Here is a 26034-nt window from a genome sequence, read left to right as displayed (position 1 = left end):
GAAATTGTCGCGTTGCCGTTAGTGTCGAGTTGAACCGTTATGTTTTGGGTTCTTACTGTGGGATCTTCATTATCTTCAACAGCTATAGTAGTGCTTTTTGGAGTTGAAGAATTTCCATCGGCATCAGTTACTGTGACAGAATAAGGTCCTTCAGATAAATTGGAAATGTCCTCGTTGGAAGATGAAAAACTACCTGGTCCGGTCCATGAAAAAGAATAGGGTTCAGTTCCGCCGGTAACATTAATTCTTATGCTCCCATCGGCGTTATCACTACAAGACGCATTTGTTTTAGAGTTTATATTGACAACAGGAGCGGCAACTGCTGCAGATTTATTATGATATTCGGTCGAAGGTTTTTCGAATTTATGCTCTAAAACAGGCATAACATGTTCTACTCCTGCAAGATTCTTGTAAGAAATCTCGCGGAGAGCAGAATTTGAGGCCGGTAAAACAAAACTGATAAAAACAACCAGAATCAAAGATATCACGGCTGCCTTTACCAAGGGAGTAATTTTGCCCATACGCAGGTAAAAAATATTTAAGGCAGTAAAGCTACATATAAAATCGTTGAAAAGTAAATTTAATACGCTGAAAGTGTCTCATAAAAAGCTCGTTATCAACATGAAGGGCTGTGGACAGTTAAATATGGTAAATATTGATGTAAGAAAAGCTTTCATCAATTTTTTTGTAGAATGAAATGTAGGAAATTCAGGAGGTGGAGTTCTTATTTTCTGTGAAGTGTAAAAACAAAAAAGCCACGGAATTACTCGTGGCTTTAAGGTCGCTTTTTAGATGAGTTTATTCGCCCATAAATGGGTACCTGTAATCTGTTGCCGGAACAAAGGTTTCCTTAATAAGCCTTGGAGAAACCCAGCGTAGCAAATTTAATTTTGAACCTGCTTTGTCGTTGGTTCCACTTGCTCGTGCGCCTCCAAAAGGCTGCTGACCTACAACAGCTCCGGTAGGTTTGTCATTAATATAAAAATTACCTGCAGAATTTTGAAGTTTTTTCGTTGCTTTGGCAGCTTCATAGCGGTCACCGGAAAATATTGCGCCGGTTAATCCATACATATTCTGGTCAACCAGGTCCAGAGTTTCCTCCCATTTTTCATCTTCGTAAACATAGATGGTAACCACAGGGCCAAAAAGCTCTGTACACATAGTTTCATATGTAGGATTGGAGGTAGCAATTACGGTAGGCTCTACAAAATAACCTTCAGATTTATCGTAATTACCGCCGACTATAATATCAGAATCCTTATCTTCTTTAGCCTGGTCAATATATTTGGCCAGTTTGTCAAAAGAAGCTTCGTGAATTACTGCATTTATGAAATTTGTCATATCCTCCGGCGATCCCATTTTGAAAGATTTTACATCTTCAATCACGAAATCTTTAATTTGCGGCCACAGGCTCTTTGGAAGATAAACTCTTGATGCCGCGCTGCATTTTTGTCCCTGGTATTCAAAAGCTCCCCGTGAAATTGCGGTAGCTACTTGTTTTGCATTTGAAGTTGGATGGGCAATGATAAAATCTTTACCTCCGGTTTCTCCAACAATTCTTGGATAGGACTTATACTTATCAATGTTATTACCAATCTGTCCCCAGATGTTTTTGAATACAGTGGTACTTCCCGTGTAATGGATTCCGGCAAAATCAGGGCTATCCAAAACAACATCGGTAATCATTTTTGGATCTCCCATTACCATATTAATCACACCATCTGGCACTCCTGCTTCTTTAAATACTTCCATCACTACCTGTGCTGAAAATACCTGGCTGTCACTGGGTTTCCATATAGCAACATTTCCCATTAAAGCAGCACTTGACGGAAGGTTTCCGGCAATAGCGGTAAAGTTAAAAGGTGTTACCGCATAAACAAAACCTTCAAGGGGGCGATACTCCACCCGGTTCCAGTTTCCTTCAGAAGATTCCGGCTGGTCGTCATAAATTTGTGACATATATTCCACATTAAAACGGAGGAAATCGCAAAGTTCGCAAGCTGAATCAATTTCAGCCTGATAAATATTCTTGGACTGCCCAATCATTGTGGCGGCATTTATTCTTGCTCTATAAGGCCCAGCAATTAAATCGGCAGCTTTAAGGAATACAGCTGCGCGCTGTTCCCATTCCAGGTTGGCCCATTTTTCACGTGCTTTTAAAGACTCTTTAATAGCTTTTTCAATATGGTTTTTACTGGCTTTATGATACACACCTAAATCATGTTTGTGATCGTGCGGTGGATGCATGGTGCTGGTGTCGCCGGTTTTGATTTCTTCAGAACCAATGTAAAGCGGCACTTCCATTTTAGAGTTATATAATTCTTTATAAGTTTCTAGTACTTCTTCTCTTTCCGGGGTTCCTGGTGCATACGACTTCACTGGTTCGTTGGTTGCGACAGGAACATGAAAAAATCCTTTTCCCATAATATATTCTGATTTTTTTGTTTGGGTTATACTTAATTTTTAAAGATAAAAAATTTAAGCGGCTTTACGGTGTCCACGGTGTCTATTCACGAAAGCTTAACTTTTCCAATCACTTCTGAAAATTTATGATTTGATACGCAAGATTTTATTAAAACAAAAAAACCCAAGACTTCCGTCTCGGGTTTTCAAGTGGTGCCTCCAGGAATCGAACCAGGGACACAAGGATTTTCAGTCCTTTGCTCTACCAACTGAGCTAAGGCACCAGTGCTTGTAAGCGGTGGCAAATATAATTTCATTTTTATTAACTGGCAAAGGAAATTTTAAAAAAATGCTTTTGTAATTTAGCGGATTCAAATTTTTCCTGATGAATTTAGTAGTAGATATAGGAAATACTTCGGTGAAGATGGCTGTTTTTCAAAATAATAGCCTTCTGCATAAATTAATTTTTCCTTTGTCAGATTTTTCAAATAATTTTCAAAAAATAAAAATTCAATTTCCAGAAATAGAGACTACCATACTTTCCAGTGTGGTAAAAACTATTTCTAAAGAAAAAAAACTATTGCAAAGGGATACCTACTTTTTTGAGTTAACACAAGCGCTGTCCCTTCCTTTCGAGAACAAATATGCTACCCCGGCTACGCTTGGGAAAGACAGGATCGCTCTGGTGGCAGCGGCGGTTGCAAAGTTTCCTAAGAAGAATACCTTAGTTATTGATGCAGGTACGTGTGTAACTTTCGATTTTAAAAATGATAAAGAGGAATATTTAGGAGGAGCTATTTCTCCGGGACTGGAAATGAGATTTAAGGCACTACACAACTTTACGGCAAATTTGCCGTTATTAAAACCAGGAGAGAATCTGGAGTTAATAGGTGGGTCTACAGAGGCATCGATGACCTCTGGAGTAGTAAATGGTTTGCTTCTGGAAATTGATGGTACAATTGCCTCGTACGCCACTGAATACGAAGATTTAACAATTATTTTAACAGGTGGGGATGCGCAATTTTTGTCAGTGCGATTAAAAAATAGCATATTTGCCAACTCAAATTTTCTCCTGGAAGGATTGAATTACATTTTAGAATTTAATAAGACTCAATGATAAAACGATTTCTGGTAATCGTCGCTATTCTATCTACCGCTTTGGCGGCCGCTCAGGAGAACATAGCTTCTCCATACTCATACTACGGCATAGGGCTTACCAACTTTAAAGGAACTGTTGAAAACCGGTCCATGGGAGGGCTGAGCGTTTACTCGGATAGTATCCATTTAAACCTGCGTAATCCGGCTTCTTATGGAAGGCTTAGGCTTACCACATACAGCCTTGGAGGGAGTCATGAGAGAACCACACTTAAATCTGATGATGCCGAGGGTGATGCTAAAATTTCTTCCCTGGATTATTTGGGAATTGGTATTCCTGTTGGTAATAATCTAGGTTTTGGTTTGGGTCTCGTCCCATACACCTCTGTGGGATACAGGGTTCTCGATGTTCAGGAAGATGTTGGGAGCAGGCTTAATGGCCGTGGAGGAATGAATAAGGTCTTTCTTACAGCAGGATATCAAGTAAATGAAAATTTGAGTATAGGTGTCGATGCCAATTACAACTTCGGAAATTTTCAAAACAGTAGGATCGTAATTCGCGAAGATATTCAGTATGGAACAAGGGATGTACGCCGGTCTGATATCCAGGGATTCAATTTTAACTTTGGTGTAGATTATCAGGCAATGCTTACAGACAACCTTAAATTGCACGTGGCGGGAACGTATGCTCCTGAAGTAGATCTCTCTTCAGAAAATTACAGAGAGCTGGCTACTGTAGCTTTTGTTTCTACAGGCGAGGCTGTGGTAGAAGCCAGGGATCTGAATGTGGCAGATACAGACTTTGCCCTTCCGGGTCAGTATATGATTGGTGCGGGAATTGGAGAACCCAGGAAGTGGTTTGTTGGTGGGGAATATAACAGCATAGGGAGAAGTTCCTTTTTATTCAATACTTCAGCAGATAATGCAGTATACAGGGATGCCGCTCAATACAGGGTGGGAGGTTTTTTTATACCACGCTATAATTCTTTTACAAGTTACTTGGGACGAGTGGTTTACCGTGCCGGTTTAAGGTATGAAGAGACAGGCTTGCATCTCAATAACCAAAGCATAGATGAGTTTGGCATGTCTTTTGGGATAGGACTACCTGTAGGAGCCCAGTTCTCCAATTTAAACCTGGGAATCGAGTATGGACAGCGCGGTACAACGGATTCAGGTTTAATACAGGAAAACTTCTTTAAGATATCAATAGGATTGTCCTTAAATGATAAGTGGTTCGAAAGAAGAAGATTCAATTAACCAAATAAATAGAAAATGAAAACGAAGTTTATAGCACTAGTTACCGGGGCATTATTAGGTTCAGGCGTTTTAAGTGCACAGTCTAACGACTGTCCAACAATGGCTGCCCTGGCCTATGACGATGCCAAAGCAAAAAATTATGATGCGGCTTACCAGCCTCTTTTAGAAGTAATGGAAAATTGCCCTGATTATAGTTTGGCAACTTACCAGTACCTTGAAAGAGTACTTCAAGATAAAATTGACAACGCTTCTGCCGATGCTCAAAAGAACGAATATATTAATGAGCTTATTTCCGTTTGGGAAAAAAGGTTGGAGTTGTATCCTGAAAAGACAAGTAAAGGGAAAGTTTATGGGGATATCGCTCAGCTCAAGTACGATAATGAAATAGGTACAAAAGAAGAGCTTTATAATGCTTATGACAGAGCATATACTGAAGATAGTGAGAATTTCACCAGTGCAAAAGGTCTTTATGCTTATTTTGACCTGATGGTGGAGATGCAGGATACAGGAGAAAGGGAACTTCAGGATGTCTTTGATATCTACGACAGAGTGATGGCTAAGATAGAAGAAGAGGAAAATGATGCTGCTGAAGATTTGGCACCGCTTATTGAAAAGCAGGAAGCAGGGGAGGAACTTACTTCTAAAGAGGATACACAAATTAAGTATGCAGAGATAAACCTGAATAATTACAACATGGTTAAAAATGCCCTTAACGCTAAGTTAGGAGCAAGGGCAGATTGTGATAACCTTATCCCGTTGTATGAAAAAGATTTCGAAGAAAGGAAATCAGATGTAGACTGGCTACAGAATGCCAATGCAAGGTTGTCTGCTAAAGATTGTACAGAAGATCCATTATTCTTCCAGGTATCTGAAGCATTGCACCAGTTAGAGCCTTCTGCAAACTCTGCTTTCTCCTTAGGACAGTTAGCTGAAGCTGATGGCGATAGAGCTAAAGCTCTTGAGTACTACAACGAAGCTGCAGAGCTGGAGGAAGATCCTAGTGACCAGGCAAGAATATACTATAGAATTGCAAGTAACTATAAGGAAAGAGGAAGCTTTGGACAGGCAAGAACATATTACAGAAGAGCCATACAGGCAAGACCTTCTATGGGGACCGCGTATTTACAAATTGCCAATATGATTGCGCAAAGTGCTAATAACTGTGGTGATACTCCGTTTAACAAAAGAGCGGTTTACTGGTTAGCTGCAGATTATGCTGCAAGAGCAGGAAGAGTAGATCCTTCCATTTCAAGTAACGCGAACCAGGCAGCTGCAAGTTACAGAGGTAGAGCTCCTCAAAAGTCTGAAGTTTTCCAGGCCGGTAGAAGTGCAGGGGAAGCTATCCAGATAGGATGCTGGATTGGTGAGACAGTTCGTATCCCTCAAATGTAGAATGAAGGTTACATATAATCATATAATTTCAGGTATTGTCACGCTCATTGGCGTGACAATACTTTTTTCATGCCAGGGCAACTTAAATGAAGTCCGTGAAATGGATTTACAGGGAGATTCGCCGCAGGCAGTTGCTGAGGGGTTGAACCTTAAATTTACAGATTCCGGCAGGCTGGTTGCTATCTTGCGTAGCCCCAGAATGTTCGACTATACCAATAAAGAATTTCCGTACCGGGAATTTCCAGATGGGGTGGAGGTGGAGTTTTTTGATGAAGAAAACAGAAAGAACACTGTAAACTCCGATTATGGGATTATCTATGAAGAAACTGGTTTAATAGATCTTAGAGGTAATGTGGTTATTGTTACCAGTGACAATACACAGTTAGAGGCAAGTCAACTATATTGGGACCAGGACAGGAGCTGGCTTTTTACAGACAGGCCAAATACAATTAAATTTCCAGACGGTGGGATTAACGAAGGCCAGGGTTTTGATTCTAACCAAAATTTCGGTAATTTTCGTTCAAGAACCAACGTAGGGGTACAGATAATAGACGAAAAAGAGGATGAGTAAATATTTCAGATTTTTTGAATATGCATATTTGGCTTTTGCTGCATTTTTCATTTTCGAAACTATAAGGATATGGAATATGGAGCGGGACAGAGCCTATATCTTTATCTTTTTCGCCTTAATTTCCATTTTTATGTTTTTCTTTAAGAGACGTTTTAGGAAGAAACTCAGGGACCGAAACAAGTAATTTTTATGGACATAGATGTTCTCATTATTGTTCTTTCCCTTATATTCTCTGCTTTTTTCTCCGGAATGGAAATCGCGTATGTCTCTTCCAATAAAGTTTTTATCGAGATTGAGAAGCGCCAGGACGATTTTCTTGCCAAGGTACTGAAGAGGCTTACCAAAAAACCTTCAAAATTTATTGCAACCATGCTGGTGGGTAATAACATCGCTCTCGTGGTGTATGGTTTTTTTATGGGTGATTTGCTAATGCAGTGGCTTGTGGGGATGCGACCTGTGGAGAGCGCCCTGTTAAGGTATCTCATTGTAGATTTTAGTCTCTTTACCCAAACAGTAATATCTACTTTAATTATCTTACTTACTGCGGAATTTCTTCCCAAAGTTTTTTTTCAGATCTATGCCAATTCCATGCTTAAGCTCTTTGCAGTGCCGGCTTACTTCTTTTATCTGCTTTTCAGCTTTATTTCTTCCTTTGTTATTTGGGTTTCAGATAAGGTTCTTAAGAGGTTCTTTAAAACTGAAGGGGACGAGGTGCAGCTGGCGTTTACCAAAGTAGAACTCGGGAATTTTATAACCGAGCAGATGGAAACCGTAGAAGAGGATGAAGAAGTAGATTCTGAGATCCAGATTTTTCAGAATGCCCTGGAATTTTCTGAAATTAAAGCCAGGGAGGTGATGATTCCCAGGACAGAAATTATTGCAGTGGATCAAAAGGAGAATCCGGGTGATTTAATTAATAAATTCACCGAGACAGGTTTATCTAAAATCCTGATCTACAATGAAACCATAGATGATATCATTGGCTATGTACATTCCTTTGAGCTTTTCAAAAAGCCCTCGTCAATAAAATCGGTGCTGCTGCCGGTGGTTTTCGTTCCGGAAACAATGTGGGTAAAAGATGTTCTTAATATTCTCATTAAAAAACGCAAAAGTATAGCCGTTGTAATTGATGAATATGGCGGTACAAGTGGTATGATGACTGTAGAAGATATTGTAGAAGAACTTTTTGGCGAAATTGAGGATGAGCATGATTCTGCCATTTTAATTGAAGAAAAATTAGATGAAGATCACTATCGTTTTTCTGCCAGGACAGAGGTAGATTATGTAAACGAAGCCTATAAGCTCGACATTCCGGTGGGGGAAAATTATGAAACCCTTGGGGGATATATTGTAAATCATACCGAGGAAATTCCGCAGCAGGGCGAAATCCTTAGAATTGAAAATTTCGAGTTTCTCATTCTCGAGGTTTCGAACACAAAAATTGAACTGGTAGAAGTGAAAATTAAACCCGCCGATTAATTTCCTGCTCGTTAATATTTTGCTAATTATAAGTTTCATAATTAGGCTAAAAACACTATTTTCGCCCACTATATTTTGATAAATAACAATTACAAATGGCAGTATTAAATAAAATCAGACAGCGTTCTGTTTTCTTGATTATCATCATTGCTTTGGCTCTTTTCTCTTTTGTTCTGGCAGATGTTATACGTAATGGGGGCTTGTCTTCACAAAAGTCTCAAAACACTATTGCGACAGTTAATGGAGAAGATATTGGTCGGGAAGAATTTGCAAGGCAGGTAGAGGCGCTTCAGCGTAACACTGGAGGCAATGTGAGTACTATCCAGGCTGCGAACAGGGTTTGGGAGCTTAAACTAAGAGAAGTTATTATTGAAGATCAACTGGAGGAGCTTGGTTTAAGGGCTGAAGAAGATCAGATCACAGATATGATCAGGGTTCAAATGGCAAACAATCCAAACTTTCAGAACGAAGCAGGTATGTTTGACGAAAACAGGTTGAAGGAATATGTAGCTAATATGAGGGCTACTTCTCCCCAGGCTTACGCACAGTGGCAGCAGTACACCCAGAATATGGCAGCAACTGCACGCCAGAATCTTTATTATAATATGATAAGTGCAGGTGTTGGTGCTACTATTACTGAAGCAGAGCAGGCTTACAGACTGGAGAATAATAATATAGATTTAAGGTTTGTTCAAATCCCTTACTCTTCAATTTCTGATGAGCAGGTAGATGTGAGTAAATCTGAAATAAACGATTATGTTGAAAACCATCCTGCCAGGTTCGAAACTGAAAAATCAAGAAACCTTCAATTTGTGTACTTTGAGGAAACTGCCTCTTCTGAAGACAGATCTGAAGCACAGGAAGAAATTCAGTCTTTAATGCAGGGCAGGGAAGAATACAATTCTGCTTCAGGAGCAAATGAGACAATATCAGGATTTGGTACTACAGAAGATGTAGAAGATTTTGTAAATGAATATTCCGATACTCCTTATAACGACCAGTTTCAGTTTAGAAATGACCTTTCAGGAGAAAATGCAGATGAGATTTTTAACCTTTCAGAAGGAGAAACTTTTGGTCCATATGAAGAAGATAATGCCTGGAAGATAACGAGAATGTTGGAAACAAGACAAATTCCAGATTCTGTAAAAGCCAGTCATATTTTAGTGACTTACCAGGGGACGCAAATTGATCCCGAGACTACCAGGAGCCAGGCAGCGGCAGAAGCTTTGGCAGATAGTATTGCCAATGTGGTAAGAGGGGACCAGTCAAAATTTGCAGCTCTTGCAGCGCAATTCTCGTCAGATCGTTCTAATAGTGAAAGCGCAGGGGACCTTGGATGGTTTTCTCCAGGGCAAATGATCCCTGCTTTTGAAGATTACGTATTTGAAAATGAAGAAGGAGATGTTGGAGTTGTCGAAACAGAACTTGGTTACCACGTGATTTCTATAGATGAACAAACTGAAGAAGAAAAAGCGGTTAAAGTTGCTACTGTGGCAAAAGAGATTGCACCATCAGAGCGTTCCAGAAGCAATTTGTTCAATGAGGTAACGAAATTTCAGATTGCAGCGGGTGATGGCGATTTTGCTGAAGAGGCAAATAGCAATAACTATAATGTAAGGACTGTACAACAGGTAAAAGCACTGGATGAAAACCTTCCGGGTGTTGGCCCACAAAGAGGGGTGATTCAGTGGGCTTTTGAAGAAGATGTGGAAGTAGGCAAAGTTAAGCGTTTTGAAACTCCTAACGGATATGTTGTTGCCCAGTTAACGGCTAAAAAAGATGCCGGATTAATGAGTGCGGAAGAAGCCTCTGCTACAGTAATCCCAATTCTTACAAAACAGAAAAAAGCCGAGCTTATTAAAGAAAAAATTAGCGGAAATACTTTGCAGGCAATAGCTGAAAATCAAAATGTAATTGTTCAGACTGCCAGTGCGGTTAACCTGAACAATCCTACTTTACCTGGTGCCGGAAGCGAGCCGGAAGTGGTGGGTACTGCCTTTGGATTGGAAACTGGTAATGTTAGCAAATCTATTGCCGGAGATAAAGGTGTGTATTTTGTAGAAGTGACGGCTAAGAACGAAGCTCCGGCTTTAAATTCTTACAATGCCGTGGCCCAACAGGAGACGATGCGTCGCCGTCAGGAAGCCAGTACAAGAGTATTTGAAGCCTTGAAGAAAAAAGCTGAAATTGAAGATAACAGGTCCAGGTTCTATTAGGATTTTTGGATAATTTAGATATTAAAAAGTCTCCACTACGGAGACTTTTTTGTTTTAAGGACGAGAATTGCCTTTTTGGAATATTCACTTTTTCAGGGGAGTTTTTGGTTAAATATTTTGGTCTTAAAATTTATAACTACCAATGCACGAATAATTATAACTAAGATCATTAGAAACGTAATCAGCTGTATGCCGATTTTGCAGGTGCATGCTGAAAGGCCAGTAAGATTAAGTTAAAGGCTCCTTCCCTTTTTTCAAGGGAAGGTGGCTTTATCAGCGAAAGCTGATAAGGACGGAAGGGTAATAACATGCTATGAAATCCAATTTTACTTCTAAATCTTAAGAATTTTTAAATGATGTTTCCGAGGCGCATAGGCTAAGGCTGACCATCATTAGGCGATGCCTCGAAAATGGCAAATATCGTTACCTAAATCTGTTCACCCCTCTACTTTTTTGGTAAAGTTCAGACCAATCAGGTTTTTAAAACCTCACTGCTCTTGTAGTAATTCTAAGATGAAGCCTCAAAAATGGCAATTATCAACGTATAAGAGTGAGTATATAGCTGCCTGACCCAGAGATTAGAACAAGTAATAACATTTTGTCATTTAAAAAGCAATTTTTTCAGGCATTTCCTGAAGCGCAGGGTTTTTTACTTGAAAAATAGTGTAAATAGTGAGTTATTGCTGAAAATTGTTAGTTTAGAAACTAAATAGAAAACAACTAAGCCGACAAAACCGAGTTCTCAATCCCGTAACTTGTGTTAATCGGGACCCTTACCTGAAATACCATTATAAGTTTTGGAAAGAAAACATCTAATGAAATGAGAAAAAAAGCATGAAATCTTAATCAAAAACTAATAAAATTCGCGTCGGATCTTAAGAAAAAAAATACCAATAATAAATACTACTTAAATTGAACCAACATAAATTATACTAAATATGAAATTTAATATAAAAACTAGAGATGTGAAATTTTTCGCATTAGGCATTATTGCAGCTTTTATTTTTGCAACTATTTACGACTGGGAGGATAATGTTAAATTGTTTAAAGAAGGGTATGAAAACGGAAAGCAGAAAAATCCGTTATAGAGATTTGTAAAATACCAGTATTCATAATCTCAGCTTTTTTATTTCCTCTAATTAAAATTCTAAAAAGAAAAAAATAAAGAACGAAATTAGAAATAAGTACTGTAGGTAACGAATATCTACAAGATAATGTCGTCGTAAGAAAAAATAGTGCTGTAACCTTTACTTCTGAAATATTCCTTTTCATTTTCTCCTCCCGTGGCCATTACAAAATCGCCACCCCAGCCGCCAAGACTTTTTATTTTACGCGGATAGTCATTAAAAAGCTCTGTTTTTACCTTTGGAAGGTTTATTGCCTGGGAAATAAGCGTTTCATGAATTTCCATGAGCATTTCAAACTCCTGAAGGTTTGTACATTCAATAAATTGCAGGGTAAGATTGGAAATTTTTTCAATAAGTGTATCCAGGTTCTCCTGCGGTTGATTTCTGTAATGGGCAATTGCCTGCCTGCTGTTTTGTTTGTTGTTCAGATAAACAAAAAACAGCTCGTCCTTAAAAGCAGGTCGAAAATTGGCATTTAAGACCTTCCTCCCGGTACTGGTCAGCTGATAAGTCACAGGAGTGCTATTTTGAGCAGCAGCAATATCAAATCCGCTTCCGCCAAACGTTTTTTCCAGAAGTACGTAAGCATCAATGCCAAACCATTGCGCAATATTGTTGATTAGGGTAGAGGAGGTTCCCAAACCCCAGTTTTGATTAAAATTGAGCCTTGTCTCCACATTAAAACTACCGGATTTGAGAACTTCAGGATTTAAAGTGTGAGCCTCCTGTAAGATCTGTTTTAAACGCGTGGCAACTTCAGAAGAAGCATTTTTTGAGATGCAGTTTACTTCGGCATTTTCAATTTTAAACTCTGCTTCAAACCAAGGTTTGTCGTCCTTATCGAAACTTTTCCAGGTTAAGGTTGGCTTTTCCACCTTTTCTACCAAAAGATCCTGAAAAAACCTCGTGGGCACGGTCAGCGCTTTTGCTCCGTTTAAAACGGCATATTCCCCGGTAATTAGCAATTTTCCGTTGCTGTGGAATCTTTTCATTGTTGTCTGATTTTCTCAAGCTGTGCTATCACACTGCTGTGCGTAACTGTATTATTTCTGAAATAATCTACGATAATCTCTTTTTCCTGCGGAGTTGCCTGTTGTTGGTTTAGAATATTCATAAGGTGCATTTTCATATGTCCCTGCTGAATTCCGGTGGTTATCAGCGATTTTACCGCGGCAAAATTCTGGGCCAGCCCGGCAACGGCAACAATTTTCATCAAATCTTCCGCAGAAGGTGTTTGAAGGATTTGCAGCGCCAGTTTTACCAGGGGATGAAGGCTTGTAAGTCCGCCAACGGTGCCCAGGGCAAGGGGAATTTCCATCCAAAACCTGAAAATTCCATTTTCTACAGTGGCATGGGTAAGGCTGGTATATTCGCCGTCTTTAGCGGCATAAGCGTGTATGCCTGCTTCTACCGCCCTAAAATCATTACCGGTTGCGAGCACCACCGCATCAACCCCATTCATTATTCCCTTGTTATGGGTAACAGCACGATATTTCTCAATTTCTGCTATACGAATAGCCCTAAGGAATTTATCAGCGAATTCCTGGCCGTCCATCTCAGGATCGTCAGAAAGTTCATCTAAGGGGCAGGAAACTTCGGCTCTTACAATACATTCCGGAACATAATTGGAAAGAATGCTCATCAGGATTTCGATGTCTTTTTCTTCCGCAGTAAAATCAGCAAACTTCTGGGCCTCATTCTGTAAGACTTCAGCAAATTTTTCGAGGCAGGAATTAATGAAATTCGCGCCCATAGAATCCCTGGTGTCAAAATTGCAATGCAGCTGATAATAATTTTTCAGGTCAGCTGTTTTATCCCTAAGTTTTATCCCGAGGACACCACCGCCCCGCTTTTCCATATTTTTTGTGATAGGTTTTACGGCTTTCAGCAATTGTGGTTTTAAGGTTTCAAAAAAACGTTGCAGTTTGCCGGAATCTCCGTTGTAAATAAAATGGACCTGGCCAATTTTATTCATATTCAGTACTTCAGCCTTAAATCCGCCCCGGGTTCCCCAGAATTTCGCAGCTTTACTTGCCGCTGCAATTACCGAGCTCTCTTCTATGGCCATGGGAATAGCCAGTAATTTTCCGTTAATTAAAAAATTTGGAGCAAGGCCAAAGGGGAGGTAAAAGTTAGAAATTGTATTTTCTGTAAATTCATCATGTAACTGCTGAAGTTTGTAATCTTCATTCCAGTACTGTTTTAGAACTTTAGTTGCCTCTTTATCATTATTTAAGTAGCGGTTGCTAAGCCACTCAATCTTTTCTTCTTTGCTGAATTTGGAAAAACCGGCTACGGGTTCTGTCATTTTGGGTTGATTTTTGAAAGCCCAAATATACAATTGTTATTTCTAGGAGTATAATCCGGAAGTCCTGGTGGTGATGTCCGCAGCAAAAATTTCATTAACAGATTGTTAGCATTTAACATATAAACGCTGCTTTTTTTGCTGAAAATTTAGTAAACTTGGCCTTCCGTAAAAATTATAAAAATTAATGAAGTTCCCAAATTTAGTTGTAACGTTCTTTCTAGTAGTAACCTCCTTTGTTTATGCCCAGGAAAAGGAAATAAGCCTTGAACAAATCTGGGATGGCGCCTTTAGGCAGGAGCGTTTACAATCGCTGCAGTCCCTGTACAATGGTCAAGAATATCTTGTTTTAAACAGGGATAGAAGTGCCGGCACTACAGCTATAGATGTTTACAATTACAGTACCGGAGAGCAGGTACGTACCATGCTGAGTAGCGCAGACCTCCCCGAAATTTCCTCTTTTCAGGATTTTCAGCTTAGCGAGGATGAAAATAAAATTTTACTCACTACAGCGTCAGAAGGTATTTACAGGCGATCTTCAAGAGGGATTTTTTATATCTATGATTTTCAGACGAGAGAGTTGACGAAATTAAGCGACAAAATGGTTCAGGAACCAACATTTTCTCCGGATGCCTCCAAAATAGCCTATGTTTTTAGCAACAATATCTTTAGCTATAACATTGCTACAGGAGAGGAAACTCAGGTGACTTTTGACGGTGAAAAAAATCAGGTAATCAACGGTGTGACCGATTGGGTGTACGAAGAAGAGTTTGCTTTTGTAAAAGCTTTCCAATGGAATCCTTCAGGAGAAAAGATTGCTTATCTTAAATTCAATGAATCTGAAGTGCCCGAATTTTCGATGGATATCTTTGGTCAAAACTTATATCCTTCAGAATATACTTTTAAATATCCTAAAGCCGGTGAGACAAACTCCCTTGTTTCACTGCATATGTATGATTTGGCTTCCGAAGAAAGTGAAGAAATAGACTTGAGTGAGTACAATGATTTCTATATTCCGCGGATCAAATGGACCGCTGATCCAATGCAACTAAGCGTACAGGTAATTAACCGTCACCAAAATGATCTGGACCTTATCTTTGTTAATGCTGAAGATAACAGCAAGAAAGTTGTCCTTAATGAAACAGATGAGGCGTATATAGACATTACCGATAACCTTACTTTTCTTGAAGATAACAGCTTTATCTGGACAAGTGAAAAAGATGGTTACAATCATATTTATCACTACAATAAAGCTGGAGAATTACTGAATCAGGTAACTTCGGGAGACTTGGAAGTAACCAATTATTATGGTTTTGACAGGAAGAACAAAAGGATTTTTTATCAAAGCACAGAGATGGGAAGTGTAAACCGCGCTGTCTATTCCATAAACCCGAAAGGGAAAAGAAAACAGCTTCTAACTCCGGAAACGGGGACCAACAGCGCCGATTTTAGTGCAGACTTCACCTACTTTATAAATTCTTTCACCAATACCCAAACTCCTTATGTCTATACGCTGCACCGGGCTAAAGACGGAAAACTTATTCGGGAAATCAGGGACAACAGCCAATTGCTGGAGCTTGAAGAAGCTTACAATTTCTCTCCCAAAGAAATCTCTACTATTGAAGTAAATGGGAATGAGCTGAATATGTGGATGATAAAACCAAGTGACTTTGATGAAACAAAGGAATATCCTCTTTTAATGTTTCAATATTCAGGGCCAGGTTCACAGTCTGTTTCCAATACGTACTTCAATTCCAACGACTATTGGTATCAGCTACTGGCAGACGAAGGTTACATTATTGCCTGTGTGGATCCCCGTGGGACAGGTTATAAAGGTGCGGCATTTAAGAAAGTAACTCAGCATGAGCTGGGAAAATACGAAGTTGAAGATCAGATTGCAGCCGCACAAAAATTTGGAGCAATGGCTTATATAGATGAAGACAGGATTGGGATCTGGGGCTGGAGTTATGGTGGCTTTATGTCTTCTAATGCACTATTGCAGGGAAATGACACCTTTTCTATGGCCATTGCGGTCGCGCCGGTGACCAGCTGGAGATTTTATGACAGTATTTATACCGAAAGATATATGGCAACGCCACAAGAGAATCCTTCGGGTTACGACGATAATTCCCCAATAAATCACGTAGAAAAGCTGGAAGGGGATTATCTTTTGATCCATGGCGGTGGTGATGATAATGTTCACCTTCAGAATACAATGCGAATGGTAGAAGCTTTGATCCAGGCCAATAAGCAATTCGACTGGGCAATTTATCCGGACCGGGACCATGGTATCTATGGCGGGAACACCCGGCTTCATCTTTATACTAAGATGACAGATTTTATTAAGAATAAATTATAAAACCTAATACAAAAGGAATCACATGGAATTCAAGTTTGGAGGTTCAGAACATAATCAACGTACAGTTTTAGGACATCCTGCGGGATTGTTTGTCCTGTTTTTTACAGAGATGTGGGAACGTTTTTCCTATTATGGAATGCGGGCTCTCCTAGTACTTTTTTTAACCGCTTCTTTATTGGAAGAAGGCTGGGGCTGGGAGCGACAAGATGCGCTTATCTTATATGGATGGTATATTGGCCTCGTATACGTCACGCCTATTTTTGGAGGTTTAATTGCAGATAAGCTCCTGGGGTATCGTAATGCGGTAGTATGGGGTGCGCTAATAATGACTTTGGGGCATGCATCCATGGCTCTGGAAGGTTTTACAGACAATTTTTTCTATTTGGGGCTGATACTTTTGATCCTCGGAAATGGATTGTTCAAACCGAATATTTCTTCTATTGTAGGGCAACTGTACAAGACAGATGACAAAGAAAAGGATGCTGGCTACACCATCTTTTACATGGGGATTAATGCTGGCGCATTTCTCGGAATTCTACTTTGTGGATACATTGGTGAGAACATTGGCTGGCACTGGGGCTTTGGGCTTGCGGGTATTTTTATGTTCTTCGGAATGCTGCAATTCTATTTCGCCCAGAAAATCTTTGGAGACATCGGCCTAAAACCTACAAAGGAAATTGATTATGTAGATCAAAAGACAATTAAAGGTGAAGTGAAGTCTGAAGGAGGAGTAGTAAGAGACGAAGAACCTGAGAAGAAAGCCGAAGTTTCCGCTGGAGTAAAAGGAGACAGGATCCTCGTGATTTCCATTTTTGCTTTTTTTACTATTTTCTTTTGGTGGGCCTTTGAGCAGGCAGGCGGCTCCATGACCATTTTTGCGGCAGATTACACAGATAGGGTGCTGGTTGGAAGCGGCGCATATACATTTAAAATAATAAATGCTATTATAACGATAGTTCCTTTACTGGTAATCACTTATGTTTTGGGACTTTTATTTAAACAGACTTTTGGGTCTTTTGCCAAGTCTAACGTGTTCCTTGGCTTGAGCTTCTTTATTATCTGGGGAATAGTAATTTATATTTTGTACAGGGAGTTTATAGCAGATGCTTCAGAAGTTCCGGCCTCGTGGTTCTCTGTTTTAAATTCTTTGTTTATAATCCTTTTTGCTCCTTTGTTTTCAAAAATATGGGAGAGCAGATTTAATCCCACCGGTCCGGTGAAATTTGGAATCGGACTAATCCTATTAGGTGTGGGCTTTGGTGCTCTTGCATACGGGGCTTCGGGAATTCCCCAGGGAGCGGAAGTGGCTTCTGTAAGTATGATCTGGTTGATCCTTGCCTATTTCTTTCATACCATCGGAGAATTATGTGTTTCTCCGGTAGGTCTCTCGTATGTAAGTAAATTATCACCACCAAAGCTGGTAGGGCTAATGTTTGGGATCTGGTTTATGGCTAATTTTATAGCAGGTATTCTTGGTGGATATACAGGAGGATATATCGATGCTATTTCTGAGAAATATTCATTATCTATATTCTTCTTAATTTTTACTTCCATACCCATTTTTATGGGATTAATAATGATTGCGATCAACAAATTCCTGGTAAAGAAGATGCACGGAATTAGATAAAAAGAATAACATTCTATTACAGAAGCATTCCTCAATTTTTAGAAATGCTTCTTGCTTAGTTGAAGAAAATGAAAATATGAAGCTTAAGATCTTTACTTTTCTGATAATTGCCACTTTAGGCACAGCGTCGCAGGCGCAGGAAATTGAGTGGATGACGATGAATGAGGCACTGGCGGCCCAAAAGGAGAATCCGAAAAGCATTTTTATGGATGCTTATACCAGTTGGTGCGGTCCCTGCAAAATGCTGGATAAAAACACTTTTACCAATAAAGATGTAGTTAATTACGTAAACGAAAATTTCTACGCCGTTAAATTTAATGCTGAAGGCCCTGAAGAAATAGCATATAAGGACAAAATTTTTAAAAATTCGAAATATGACGCAAGTCGCAAAGGAAGAAACAGTACCCATGAGTTTGCAAGTGCAATGCGTATTTCGGGATATCCAACTATGGTATTTTTTAATGAGAAAGGCGAAATGATAGCTCCTGTTGTTGGTTATAGAACACCGGAACAGTTGGAGATATTTCTAAAGTTGTTTGCAGGTGAAGAATATAAAAAATTCACCAGCCAGGAAGATTTTACCGAGTACAGAGAGAATTTTGTTGGTGAATTTACCAACTCAAAATAGTGTTTATTTTCGTTTTGCTGAACTTATAAAAGCTCCCTTTTCACCGGTATAGTGAAAAGGGATTTCTTTGTTTTCAGCGGTTTTTTTCCACCGCTCTACATAGGATCTGTAATTACTGCCATCTGCAATTATCTGCTTTAGATTTGTTTCTTGAACAAGTCTGTCGAGGTTTATTTTTGGAGAATTCGTCAGCAGTAAAATATCGGGTTTAAAACCCGGAATTTTATACGCGGCAGCACTATCCACAACCAGTAACTTTTCTTCGGAAAAGTTGTAGATATTCCTGATTTTCTCTGCATTTATAGTATTTGCTTTTGTGGCAACTTCGTAGTTTTTCAGAAATAATTCATTTGCCGGATTTACATCTTCAGAAGTAAAAAGCGTGAGGTTTTCATTGCTTCTGAAGCCAAGCACTGTTCCGCGGCTTTTATGGAAAACCACAGCTTCAGATTGGCGATAATGGTAATTTTCGAAGATGAGCCCGCTTTGCAGGAAAATAACAGCTATTAAAAAGAAGCTAAGGTTTCTGAAGTTTAGTTTGTAAATCAGCATAATTCCCGCGACAATCATGAGATATGCGAGTACGGTAATGAATGCTGAAAAGGAAATATCAGTGAGCACAAAAGCTTCCTGCGCGGCAACGAGATCTACAAACCTGTTCATGATCGCGATACAACTTCCGTAGAAATTGGCAAGGAAATCCGGCAATACATTGAGAAGCGCGAGGAAAATGATTAATATCCCAAGGCCAAGAATAAGCCCGATAAACGGAAGCAGCACGAGGTTGGTTACAAAAAACAGCCCGGGAAACTGATGAAAATAATACAGGCTAAGCGGCAAAACACCAATTTGTGCCGCGATGCTAACGCTAAGGATCTTCCAGAAATAATCCGGGATTTTATACCTGGGCGTGTAAATATTGTAGATTTTTGGCTGAATAGTCACAATTGCAAAAACCGCGAGGTAACTCAGCTGGAAACCCACCTGGAAAATGTAATAAGGGTTAATTAAGAGCAGCACGAGCAGGGACATAAACAGCGTATTTACAGCGCTGGTTTTTCTTTTAAGTTGCATGCCAATTGCCAGAAAGGAGAACATGGTGACCGCGCGAATTACCGATGGCGATAAACCGGCTATAAAGGCAAATGCCCATAACAGGAGCACGATAATTGCCATTTTCAGATACTTGCCTTTTGGCAGAAATTCCACCGGCCGCAAAAGCCAGTTTAGAATGAGAAGAATGATCCCCACATGCAGGCCCGAAACTGCTAAAATATGCACTGCGCCTGCCGCAGCATAGTTTTCGTAAGTTTCTGTGGAGATTTCCCTTCTGTTGCCCAGGATTAGCGCCTGGATAATTGCCATTTCTTCGGATTGGAAAGAATAACTGCCAAGTTTCGATATACTTTTGTTCCGCCACTTTTCGGCGAGGGCTTTAAATTGCCAGTTTTCGTCCTTCAGTAGTTTTATTTGCGGTTTGGAAAGGTTTATTTGCCGAAGAACGCCCAGATTTCTCATATAATTCCGGTAATTGAACTGGTGCGGATTCAGAGGCTGGTTAATATCTTCCAAAGCAGCTGGGATCAGCAGTTCATCGCCAATTTTCAGGTTAAAATCAGCGGAATCTTTGGAAATGTTGATCAGAATTTTACCAATGAGCTTTTTACTGGTGACTTTTTCTTCTTCGGAAGTGATTTGATAAACTTCAGAGGCTTCTGCGAGGTATTTTTCAGTATAAAATCCGTCTTTAAGCCTTTCTGTAATGCGGACTTTAATGATGTTGCCAAAATTGGCATTTTCAGCATTCTGAATATAATGACTTGGCTGATTCTTAGGCTCTTGCAGGTGAACTGTGGCCAACCCGATGCAGAAAAATACCAGGTAGGCTGTTATTCCGAAGAAAATATCCTGAAAAATACCTTTTGTAGCCCTGATAAAAGCGAAAATGAATAACAAAAGAGCAGTGCATAAAATGACAATTATCGATCCACTGGAAAATTCAGCATAGAAACCGATGAAGATACCGAGTAGAAAAACCAGGCAAAGCTTTATTAGCGCAACATTCAGAAATCTCAAGACACAGGAGAATTAACTTCTGAAGATAAATAAAAATTAGATTACCCGGCGCGCCATAACAAAATTATTGTGCCAATAACTTTCTGAAAGAGAAGAAATTATTACGCCGCGCGAGCTTGTGGAGTGGATAAAGAGAATGTGATCTGGCAGTACATCTACCACGAGGCCCACGTGGTTAATTACTTTTTTGTTTTTATTGGTTTCGAAAAAAAGCAGGTCGCCAATGGTCACTTCTTTAAGGAATAATCTTTTGCCTTCTAAAGACATTGCCCGCGAGGTTCTTGGCAGCGGAATATCTTCTTCTAAATAGGCTGTATATATGAGGCCCGAGCAATCCATGCCTTTTTTTGTAGTGCCGCCGTATTTATAGCGGGTTCCTTCAAATTTTTTGGCGGTGGAAATGATATTGTAAACCCTTTTGTCTGCAGGTTCGATATTCGGGTTCGAATCAAATTTTTCTTCTGAAGAGACCATTTGTTTTGATTTGCTATCAGAAACTCTGGCTCTTGATGAGCCGCAGGAGGTAAGAAGAATTACAAAAAACAGAAGCAAAGCTAATTTTAAAGCATTTTCTTTATTATTTCCGAAGAAAACCTGATTTACGGCTGAAGTTCTGTACATAGCGTTAAATTTTAGCGGCTTTATAAATAAGTTGGGCAGTGGTTTTGCTTGCACCTGCGCCTCCTAATTTTTTTTCTAAAAGATAATAATCTTCAACTATTTTTTCACGTTTTTTTCCTTCAAGGATGTTATCAAGTTCCTGCTTTAGATTCTTTTTGTTAAAGTCATTTTGAATAAGCTCTTTAACCACTTCTCTGTCCATAATAAGATTGACTAAGGAAATAAACTTTAACTGGATAATTCGTTTTGCGATGTGGTAGGAAATAAAGCTTCCTTTGTAGCAAACTACTTCGGGAACTTTAAAAAGTGCGGTTTCCAGCGTTGCCGTACCAGAAGTTACCACTGCCGCGTGTGCCAGATCGAGAATGTCGTAAGTGCGGTTCATTACCAGTTTTACATTGCTTTTTTTGATAAACTGCTGGTAAAATTCCCTGTCCTGGCTAGGTGCACCGGCGATTACGAATTGGTAATCTTTATAACTTTCAGAAATGCTTAGCATTACTTCCAGCATCTTGGAAATTTCTTGTTTTCGGCTACCCGGTAAAAGGGCAATTATCGGCCTGCGATCTAAATCATGTTCTTTCCTAAAGGCTTCGGCGTTTGCATTCTCTCTGCTGGAAATGGCATCGATTAATGGATGCCCCACAAAGTGCACTGGAAAATTATGCTTTTGCTCATAAAACTCCTTTTCAAAAGGGAGAATTACATACATATGGTCGATATCCCTTTTAATATCGGCAATACGGTTTTCTTTCCAGGCCCAGATTTGAGGAGAAACATAAAAATGGGTGGGAATGCCCTGCTGTTTTGCCCACTTTGCAATGCGAAGGTTAAAACCCGGATAATCTACAAAAATAAGCACATCTGGTTTAAATATTGAGATATCTCTCTTGCAAAAGGAAATATTCTTCAGGATAGTTCTTAGGTTAAAAAGCACTTCAACAAAACCCATAAAGGCCAAATCCCGGTAATGTTTTACCAGTGTACCGCCCTGCTGCTGCATAAGATCCCCACCCCAAAACCGGAATTCGGCATTTTCGTCAATATTCTTTAGAGACTTGATGAGATTAGAGGCGTGGAGGTCACCTGAAGCTTCTCCTGCAATAATATAGTACTTCAATATTTTGTAGTTTTTAAATTTCTTTAGCTTACAACTTTATATACTGCAATGGCTACAGCAATACAAATTGTGGCCAACAGGACACCGCGCGCGTGATATTGCTGATTTTTCTTCAGAAAAACGAAGAATGGGAGAAAATTAAGGATTGCTCCCAAAGCTATTAATTTTCCCAGATATCCGTTAGTCACCGCATCGGCCAGGGTGTCGTCGATATTCATTTCAGAAAAAACAGAGATATAGAGGAACACGCCCGAAATATTGGCAGCCACACCTACTAAAAATCCTATAAAAAGATCCTGTTTATTCATTAAGATCGCGGCTGTTTAGTTCTTTTATAAAATGGTGTGCGGTAAGATCGAACTGCACGGGCACCACAGAGACATATCCGTTTGCCAGCGCCCATTCATCGGTATCCTGTCCCTCATCTTTATTTACAAATTTCCCCGAGAGCCAGTAATAATCCCGTCCCTGCGGATTTGTTCTCTTGTCGAATTCTTCTTCCCAGTGCGCATTGGCCTGCCTACAGACTTTAATTCCCTTTATTTTTGAAGCACTCAACTTTGGCAAATTCACATTTAGAACTACTCCTTTTGGGAGTCCATTCTTCAGGACGTCCTGTGTGATTTTTTTTACGTACTTTTTGGAAGGCTCAAAATCTGCGGTAAGGGAGTAATCCAGCAGGGAAAATCCAATTGCGGGAATTCCTTCCACACCGGCTTCTACTGCAGCGCTCATTGTTCCGGAATAAATCACGTTAATTGACGAATTTGAGCCATGGTTAATTCCGCTCACACAAAGATCTGGCTTGCGGTGCAGGATCTCCTGTGTGGCAATTTTCACACAATCTGCCGGGGTCCCCGAGCAACTGTATTCTTTGTGCTTGTAATTCTTCTTTATTGTTACGGGTTCGCAAAATAAAGTGTCGCTTATGGTAATGGCATGTCCCATTCCGCTTTGCGGGCTATCGGGGGCAACTACAACCACATCTCCCAGTTCTTTCATCACTTCGACCAAGGCTCGTATTCCCGGGGCGGTTATACCATCATCATTGGTTACTAATATTAAAGGCTTTTCTTTGGGCATAAATGTTTTCTGCTTCTTTTTTAGGTTAGCTAAAGTAGTAATTTCCAAATGAAAGCTTATCTTAGTAGTTTAACAAATTCTTTGTCACTACCATGTTGTTGGCATAGTTTTTAATGTATTATGGAAGACGATAATGAAGAAATTTATGCTGTTTATGAAAAGAAATTTTAAAGTCCTTATAATGCTGATGGTTATGGCTGCCTCAGCATGCAGTTTTACAACTAAAAAGTTCGATGATCCCAGTAAAGACAAGCTTCTGATAGATCTTATTACTTATGTTTTGAACCAGGGACACTACGATGCCAGAGAGATAGATGATGAATTTTCACGGGAAGTGTATATGGATTTCCTGGAGGCAATGGACCCTTCAAAGCGTTTTCTTTATGCCAGTGATGTAGAAAAGTTCAGCGAATACCAGGATCTTATAGACGATGAAATAAAGAATAAGGAAATTGAGTTCTTTAATATTTCCTATAGCACTTTAAATGATCGTATGGAAGAAGCACGTGGCCTGTACAAAGATATCCTGGCACAGCCTTTTGATTTTACCGAGCAGGAAACGATAAATACAGATTATGATGAACTGGATTATGTTTCTTCTAAAGAGGAAATGAGAGAGCGGTGGAGAAAGCAGTTAAAGTTTTCTACGCTAATCACCTTCAGGGATAAGAAAGAGCAGGAAGAGCAAAAGAAAGAGAATGATCCCGATTATGAAATAAAGTCAGACACCGAGCTTGAAAAGGAAGCGCGGGAAGTGACTTTGGAAACCCTGGATGAGTATTACGATTTTACTGATGATCTTGAGAGAGAGGATTACTTTTCGGTTTACATAAATGCCGTTGTAGAAGAATTTGATCCACATACATCCTATTTTGCACCGCAGGATAAAGATCGGTTTGATATCTCCATGTCTGGTAAACTTGAAGGAATAGGAGCCAGGCTTCAGAAGAAAAGTGACAATATTACAATTACCGAAGTAATTTCCGGTGGTCCTGCCTGGAGAAGTGAAGAGCTGGAAGAAGGAGATGTGATCTTAAAAGTAAAACAGGAAGACGAAGATGCTCCAGTAAGTATTGTGGGGATGCGCCTTAACGATGCGGTAGATCTTATTAAAGGGCCTAAAGGGACTGAAGTTACCCTTACAGTAAGGAAAAAGCTGATGGGCAGTATTGAAGATATTACCCTTACCCGGGATGTTGTGGAAATAGAGGAAACTTATGCCAAGACCTCTATGGTGGAAAAGGACGGAAAGAAATTTGGAGTAATCAACCTTCCGAAGTTCTATTTTAATATGGAGGATTATGAGGAACGCAATGCGGCTTCAGATATCAAAAAGGACATTATTCGTCTTAAAGAACAAAATGTAGAAGGGCTTGTGCTGGATTTGCGTAACAATGGAGGTGGTTCCTTAAAAACGGTCGTTGATATTGCCGGATTATTTATTGAAGAAGGACCAATAGTTCAGGTAAAATCAAACGGAGAAAGAAAAGAAGTGCTTGAGGATGAAGATCCCGAATTGCTCTGGGATGGTCCGCTTGTTATTTTAGTAAATGAACTTTCGGCTTCAGCTTCAGAAATTCTGGCTGCCGCGATGCAGGACTATAAAAGAGCAATTATTATTGGAAGTAAGCAAACTTATGGAAAGGGAACTGTGCAGAATGTAATTGACCTTAACCGTTGGTTGCGAAACAACGACTACGGGGACCTTGGCGCGTTAAAACTTACTACTCAGAAGTTTTACAGGGTAAATGGTGGTTCCACTCAACTTGAAGGTGTGAAAAGTGATGTTGTGGTGCCAGATAGGTACAGTTTTGTGGATATAGGAGAAAAAGATCAGGAAAACCCATTGCCATGGGATAAGATAGATCCTGCAAAATATGAAGAATGGAATGGTTATGTAGATCTAAATGAAACTATTGCACAAAGTAAGCAGCGAATGAGTGAAAATACCCAGTTAAAGCTTATTGAAGAAAACGCAAAATGGATTAAGGAGCAGAGTGAGGATAATAACTATTCCCTGAATTTTGAAGATTATTCGGCAAGTATCGAGCAGAGAACAGAGCAGGCCAAAAAATATGATTCTGTAAGGGATTATGAAACAGACCTTACCTATATGTCCCTTCCCTACGAAGAGGATGCTTTTACAACAGATACCGCTCTTAAAGAAAAAAGGGAAAGATGGCACAAGAGTTTGAGTAGTGATGTTTATATGGAAGAGGCTGTAAACGTTCTCTCCAGTATGAAAATGAATAACATTGAAAATTCCAAATACGCGAATATAAAAGATTAGTTGAAGTAAATCTAAACATTTGCGACAACGCCCTGAAAATTCAGGGCGTTGTTATTTTTGAAGTGATTTTTATGAAAAGAAAAATACTCTATCCGGTTATAATCCTGTTGGTTGCAGCGTTACTTTTGGTGGCCGAGCAGTGTTCCTCCTAGTGCAATGAAGGGATTGGAATTACAGCTTATTTTCAGATGATTCTACGGCCTTTAATATTCGGCCATCAGCAAGTTTCCATTCTGTTAAGCCATTGGCACTCCTTCCCATAACTATAGCTGCAGCGGCAGAGGGGCTGGAAAAGAGGTAGTCCTGAACAAAGGTGAGGTTGTTGTTTATATTCTGAATGATTCCGTCATCTACTAAATTCTGGCGAAAGCTGAGCCAGTTCTTT

General features: G+C 39.7%; 20 protein-coding genes, 1 tRNA gene and 1 pseudogene. 11 read left to right on the top strand and 11 right to left on the bottom strand.

All coding sequences use genetic code 11. The annotated features are described in order from the left end of the window. From RM529_RS10430 to RM529_RS10420, 3 genes and pseudogenes are all read right to left on the bottom strand, one after another. Positions 1 to 521: pseudogene (locus RM529_RS10430) on the bottom strand (SprB repeat-containing protein); the annotation flags it as partial. 277 nt (positions 522 to 798) lie between these two features. Beyond that, entirely contained in the window at positions 799 to 2424 is a 1626-nt protein-coding gene (pruA, locus tag RM529_RS10425) for an L-glutamate gamma-semialdehyde dehydrogenase (protein WP_311484739.1), read from the bottom strand. A gap of 190 nt (positions 2425 to 2614) precedes the next feature. Beyond that, positions 2615 to 2687: transfer RNA gene (locus tag RM529_RS10420), tRNA-Phe, on the bottom strand. Positions 2688 to 2788: 101 nt separating this feature from the next. Here RM529_RS10420 and RM529_RS10415 point away from each other — a divergent pair. From RM529_RS10415 to RM529_RS10385, 7 genes are all read left to right on the top strand, one after another. Continuing rightward, positions 2789 to 3520, top strand: coding sequence for a type III pantothenate kinase (locus RM529_RS10415; protein WP_311484738.1), 732 nt, complete (start codon positions 2789 to 2791; stop codon positions 3518 to 3520). Continuing rightward, positions 3517 to 4755, top strand: a complete 1239-nt coding sequence (gene bamG / locus RM529_RS10410) for a BamG family beta-barrel-assembly machinery protein (RefSeq protein ID WP_311484737.1) — start codon at positions 3517 to 3519, stop codon at positions 4753 to 4755. Before RM529_RS10415 ends, bamG begins: the two co-directional genes overlap by 4 nt. A gap of 15 nt (positions 4756 to 4770) precedes the next feature. Beyond that, the gene (locus tag RM529_RS10405; RefSeq protein ID WP_311484736.1) at positions 4771 to 6147 is read left to right on the top strand and encodes a hypothetical protein; all 1377 of its coding nucleotides are present in this window, start codon (positions 4771 to 4773) and stop codon (positions 6145 to 6147) included. A 1-nt stretch (position 6148) separates the two neighbouring features. Further along, positions 6149 to 6718 (top strand): LPS export ABC transporter periplasmic protein LptC, encoded by a 570-nt coding sequence (lptC, locus tag RM529_RS10400; protein WP_311484735.1) that lies wholly within the window; start codon positions 6149 to 6151, stop codon positions 6716 to 6718. A 189-nt stretch (positions 6719 to 6907) separates the two neighbouring features. Next, positions 6908 to 8197, top strand: a complete 1290-nt coding sequence (locus RM529_RS10395; protein ID WP_311484734.1) for a hemolysin family protein — start codon at positions 6908 to 6910, stop codon at positions 8195 to 8197. A gap of 95 nt (positions 8198 to 8292) precedes the next feature. Further along, the gene (locus RM529_RS10390; protein ID WP_311484733.1) at positions 8293 to 10413 is read left to right on the top strand and encodes a peptidylprolyl isomerase; all 2121 of its coding nucleotides are present in this window, start codon (positions 8293 to 8295) and stop codon (positions 10411 to 10413) included. 938 nt (positions 10414 to 11351) lie between these two features. Beyond that, positions 11352 to 11501, top strand: coding sequence for a hypothetical protein (locus RM529_RS10385; RefSeq protein WP_311484732.1), 150 nt, complete (start codon positions 11352 to 11354; stop codon positions 11499 to 11501). A 116-nt stretch (positions 11502 to 11617) separates the two neighbouring features. On the opposite strand, the gene RM529_RS10380 is transcribed toward RM529_RS10385, so the two are convergent. Continuing rightward, a complete protein-coding gene (locus tag RM529_RS10380) occupies positions 11618 to 12532 on the bottom strand; it encodes a GYDIA family GHMP kinase (RefSeq protein ID WP_311484731.1) in 915 nt (304 codons plus the stop codon). Continuing rightward, positions 12529 to 13848: a hydroxymethylglutaryl-CoA reductase, degradative gene (locus RM529_RS10375; RefSeq protein WP_311484730.1), complete on the bottom strand. Its 1320-nt coding sequence runs from the start codon at positions 13846 to 13848 to the stop codon at positions 12529 to 12531. Before RM529_RS10375 ends, RM529_RS10380 begins: the two co-directional genes overlap by 4 nt. 184 nt (positions 13849 to 14032) lie before the next feature. On the opposite strand from RM529_RS10375, the gene RM529_RS10370 reads away from it, so the two are divergent. The 3 genes from RM529_RS10370 to RM529_RS10360 all read left to right on the top strand — a co-directional run bounded on the left by RM529_RS10370 (position 14033) and on the right by RM529_RS10360 (position 18459). Further along, positions 14033 to 16204, top strand: a complete 2172-nt coding sequence (locus RM529_RS10370) for a S9 family peptidase (protein ID WP_311484729.1) — start codon at positions 14033 to 14035, stop codon at positions 16202 to 16204. A 22-nt stretch (positions 16205 to 16226) separates the two neighbouring features. Next, complete coding sequence (locus tag RM529_RS10365) at positions 16227 to 17831, top strand: peptide MFS transporter (protein ID WP_311484728.1); 1605 nt, start codon at positions 16227 to 16229, stop codon at positions 17829 to 17831. 76 nt (positions 17832 to 17907) lie between these two features. Continuing rightward, positions 17908 to 18459 carry a thioredoxin family protein gene (locus tag RM529_RS10360; RefSeq protein WP_311484727.1) on the top strand — a complete coding sequence of 184 codons (552 nt, stop codon included), beginning with the start codon at positions 17908 to 17910 and terminating at the stop codon, positions 18457 to 18459. A 3-nt stretch (positions 18460 to 18462) separates the two neighbouring features. On the opposite strand, the gene RM529_RS10355 is transcribed toward RM529_RS10360, so the two are convergent. Genes RM529_RS10355 through surE form a run of 5 tightly spaced genes read right to left on the bottom strand, consistent with a single transcriptional unit; the run spans position 18463 to position 23359 of the window. Next, on the bottom strand, positions 18463 to 20535 hold the full coding sequence (locus RM529_RS10355) for a ComEC/Rec2 family competence protein (RefSeq protein ID WP_311484726.1): 2073 nt from the start codon (positions 20533 to 20535) through the stop codon (positions 18463 to 18465). Positions 20536 to 20571: 36 nt separating this feature from the next. Further along, positions 20572 to 21156 carry a C40 family peptidase gene (locus RM529_RS10350; RefSeq protein WP_311484725.1) on the bottom strand — a complete coding sequence of 195 codons (585 nt, stop codon included), beginning with the start codon at positions 21154 to 21156 and terminating at the stop codon, positions 20572 to 20574. 4 nt (positions 21157 to 21160) lie between these two features. Then, positions 21161 to 22276, bottom strand: coding sequence for a lipid-A-disaccharide synthase (lpxB, locus tag RM529_RS10345; RefSeq protein WP_311484724.1), 1116 nt, complete (start codon positions 22274 to 22276; stop codon positions 21161 to 21163). Between the two features lie 23 nt (positions 22277 to 22299). Next, entirely contained in the window at positions 22300 to 22584 is a 285-nt protein-coding gene (locus tag RM529_RS10340) for a hypothetical protein (protein WP_311484723.1), read from the bottom strand. Further along, positions 22577 to 23359, bottom strand: a complete 783-nt coding sequence (gene surE / locus RM529_RS10335) for a 5'/3'-nucleotidase SurE (protein WP_311484722.1) — start codon at positions 23357 to 23359, stop codon at positions 22577 to 22579. Before surE ends, RM529_RS10340 begins: the two co-directional genes overlap by 8 nt. 154 nt (positions 23360 to 23513) lie before the next feature. Between surE and RM529_RS10330 the strand changes: the two genes are divergently transcribed. Then, a complete protein-coding gene (locus RM529_RS10330) occupies positions 23514 to 25649 on the top strand; it encodes a carboxy terminal-processing peptidase (RefSeq protein WP_311484721.1) in 2136 nt (711 codons plus the stop codon). A 171-nt stretch (positions 25650 to 25820) separates the two neighbouring features. Here RM529_RS10330 and RM529_RS10325 read toward each other — a convergent pair. Then, a partial coding sequence (locus RM529_RS10325) for a DUF4357 domain-containing protein (RefSeq protein ID WP_311484720.1) occupies positions 25821 to 26034 on the bottom strand: 214 nt, incomplete at its 5' end.

Origin of the sequence: Autumnicola edwardsiae, assembly GCF_031846505.1 — a bacterium.
GTDB classification, from domain to species: domain Bacteria; phylum Bacteroidota; class Bacteroidia; order Flavobacteriales; family Flavobacteriaceae; genus Autumnicola; species Autumnicola edwardsiae.
Note: the sequence above shows the minus strand (reverse complement) of the source record. Positions and strands in the feature narration are given on the sequence as shown.

Coding starts and splice junctions, on each gene's coding strand:
- RM529_RS10405 (WP_311484736.1), top strand. CDS start 4,771: ATGAAAACGAAGTTTATAGCACTAGTTACCGGGGCATTATTAGGTTCA.
- RM529_RS10340 (WP_311484723.1), bottom strand. CDS start 22,584: ATGAATAAACAGGATCTTTTTATAGGATTTTTAGTAGGTGTGGCTGCC.
- RM529_RS10380 (WP_311484731.1), bottom strand. CDS start 12,532: ATGAAAAGATTCCACAGCAACGGAAAATTGCTAATTACCGGGGAATAT.
- RM529_RS10395 (WP_311484734.1), top strand. CDS start 6,908: ATGGACATAGATGTTCTCATTATTGTTCTTTCCCTTATATTCTCTGCT.
- RM529_RS10415 (WP_311484738.1), top strand. CDS start 2,789: ATGAATTTAGTAGTAGATATAGGAAATACTTCGGTGAAGATGGCTGTT.
- RM529_RS10360 (WP_311484727.1), top strand. CDS start 17,908: ATGAAGCTTAAGATCTTTACTTTTCTGATAATTGCCACTTTAGGCACA.
- RM529_RS10330 (WP_311484721.1), top strand. CDS start 23,514: ATGAAAAGAAATTTTAAAGTCCTTATAATGCTGATGGTTATGGCTGCC.
- surE (WP_311484722.1), bottom strand. CDS start 23,359: ATGCCCAAAGAAAAGCCTTTAATATTAGTAACCAATGATGATGGTATA.
- pruA (WP_311484739.1), bottom strand. CDS start 2,424: ATGGGAAAAGGATTTTTTCATGTTCCTGTCGCAACCAACGAACCAGTG.
- RM529_RS10375 (WP_311484730.1), bottom strand. CDS start 13,848: ATGACAGAACCCGTAGCCGGTTTTTCCAAATTCAGCAAAGAAGAAAAG.
- lptC (WP_311484735.1), top strand. CDS start 6,149: ATGAAGGTTACATATAATCATATAATTTCAGGTATTGTCACGCTCATT.
- RM529_RS10385 (WP_311484732.1), top strand. CDS start 11,352: ATGAAATTTAATATAAAAACTAGAGATGTGAAATTTTTCGCATTAGGC.
- RM529_RS10350 (WP_311484725.1), bottom strand. CDS start 21,156: ATGTACAGAACTTCAGCCGTAAATCAGGTTTTCTTCGGAAATAATAAA.
- RM529_RS10365 (WP_311484728.1), top strand. CDS start 16,227: ATGGAATTCAAGTTTGGAGGTTCAGAACATAATCAACGTACAGTTTTA.
- RM529_RS10390 (WP_311484733.1), top strand. CDS start 8,293: ATGGCAGTATTAAATAAAATCAGACAGCGTTCTGTTTTCTTGATTATC.
- RM529_RS10370 (WP_311484729.1), top strand. CDS start 14,033: ATGAAGTTCCCAAATTTAGTTGTAACGTTCTTTCTAGTAGTAACCTCC.
- bamG (WP_311484737.1), top strand. CDS start 3,517: ATGATAAAACGATTTCTGGTAATCGTCGCTATTCTATCTACCGCTTTG.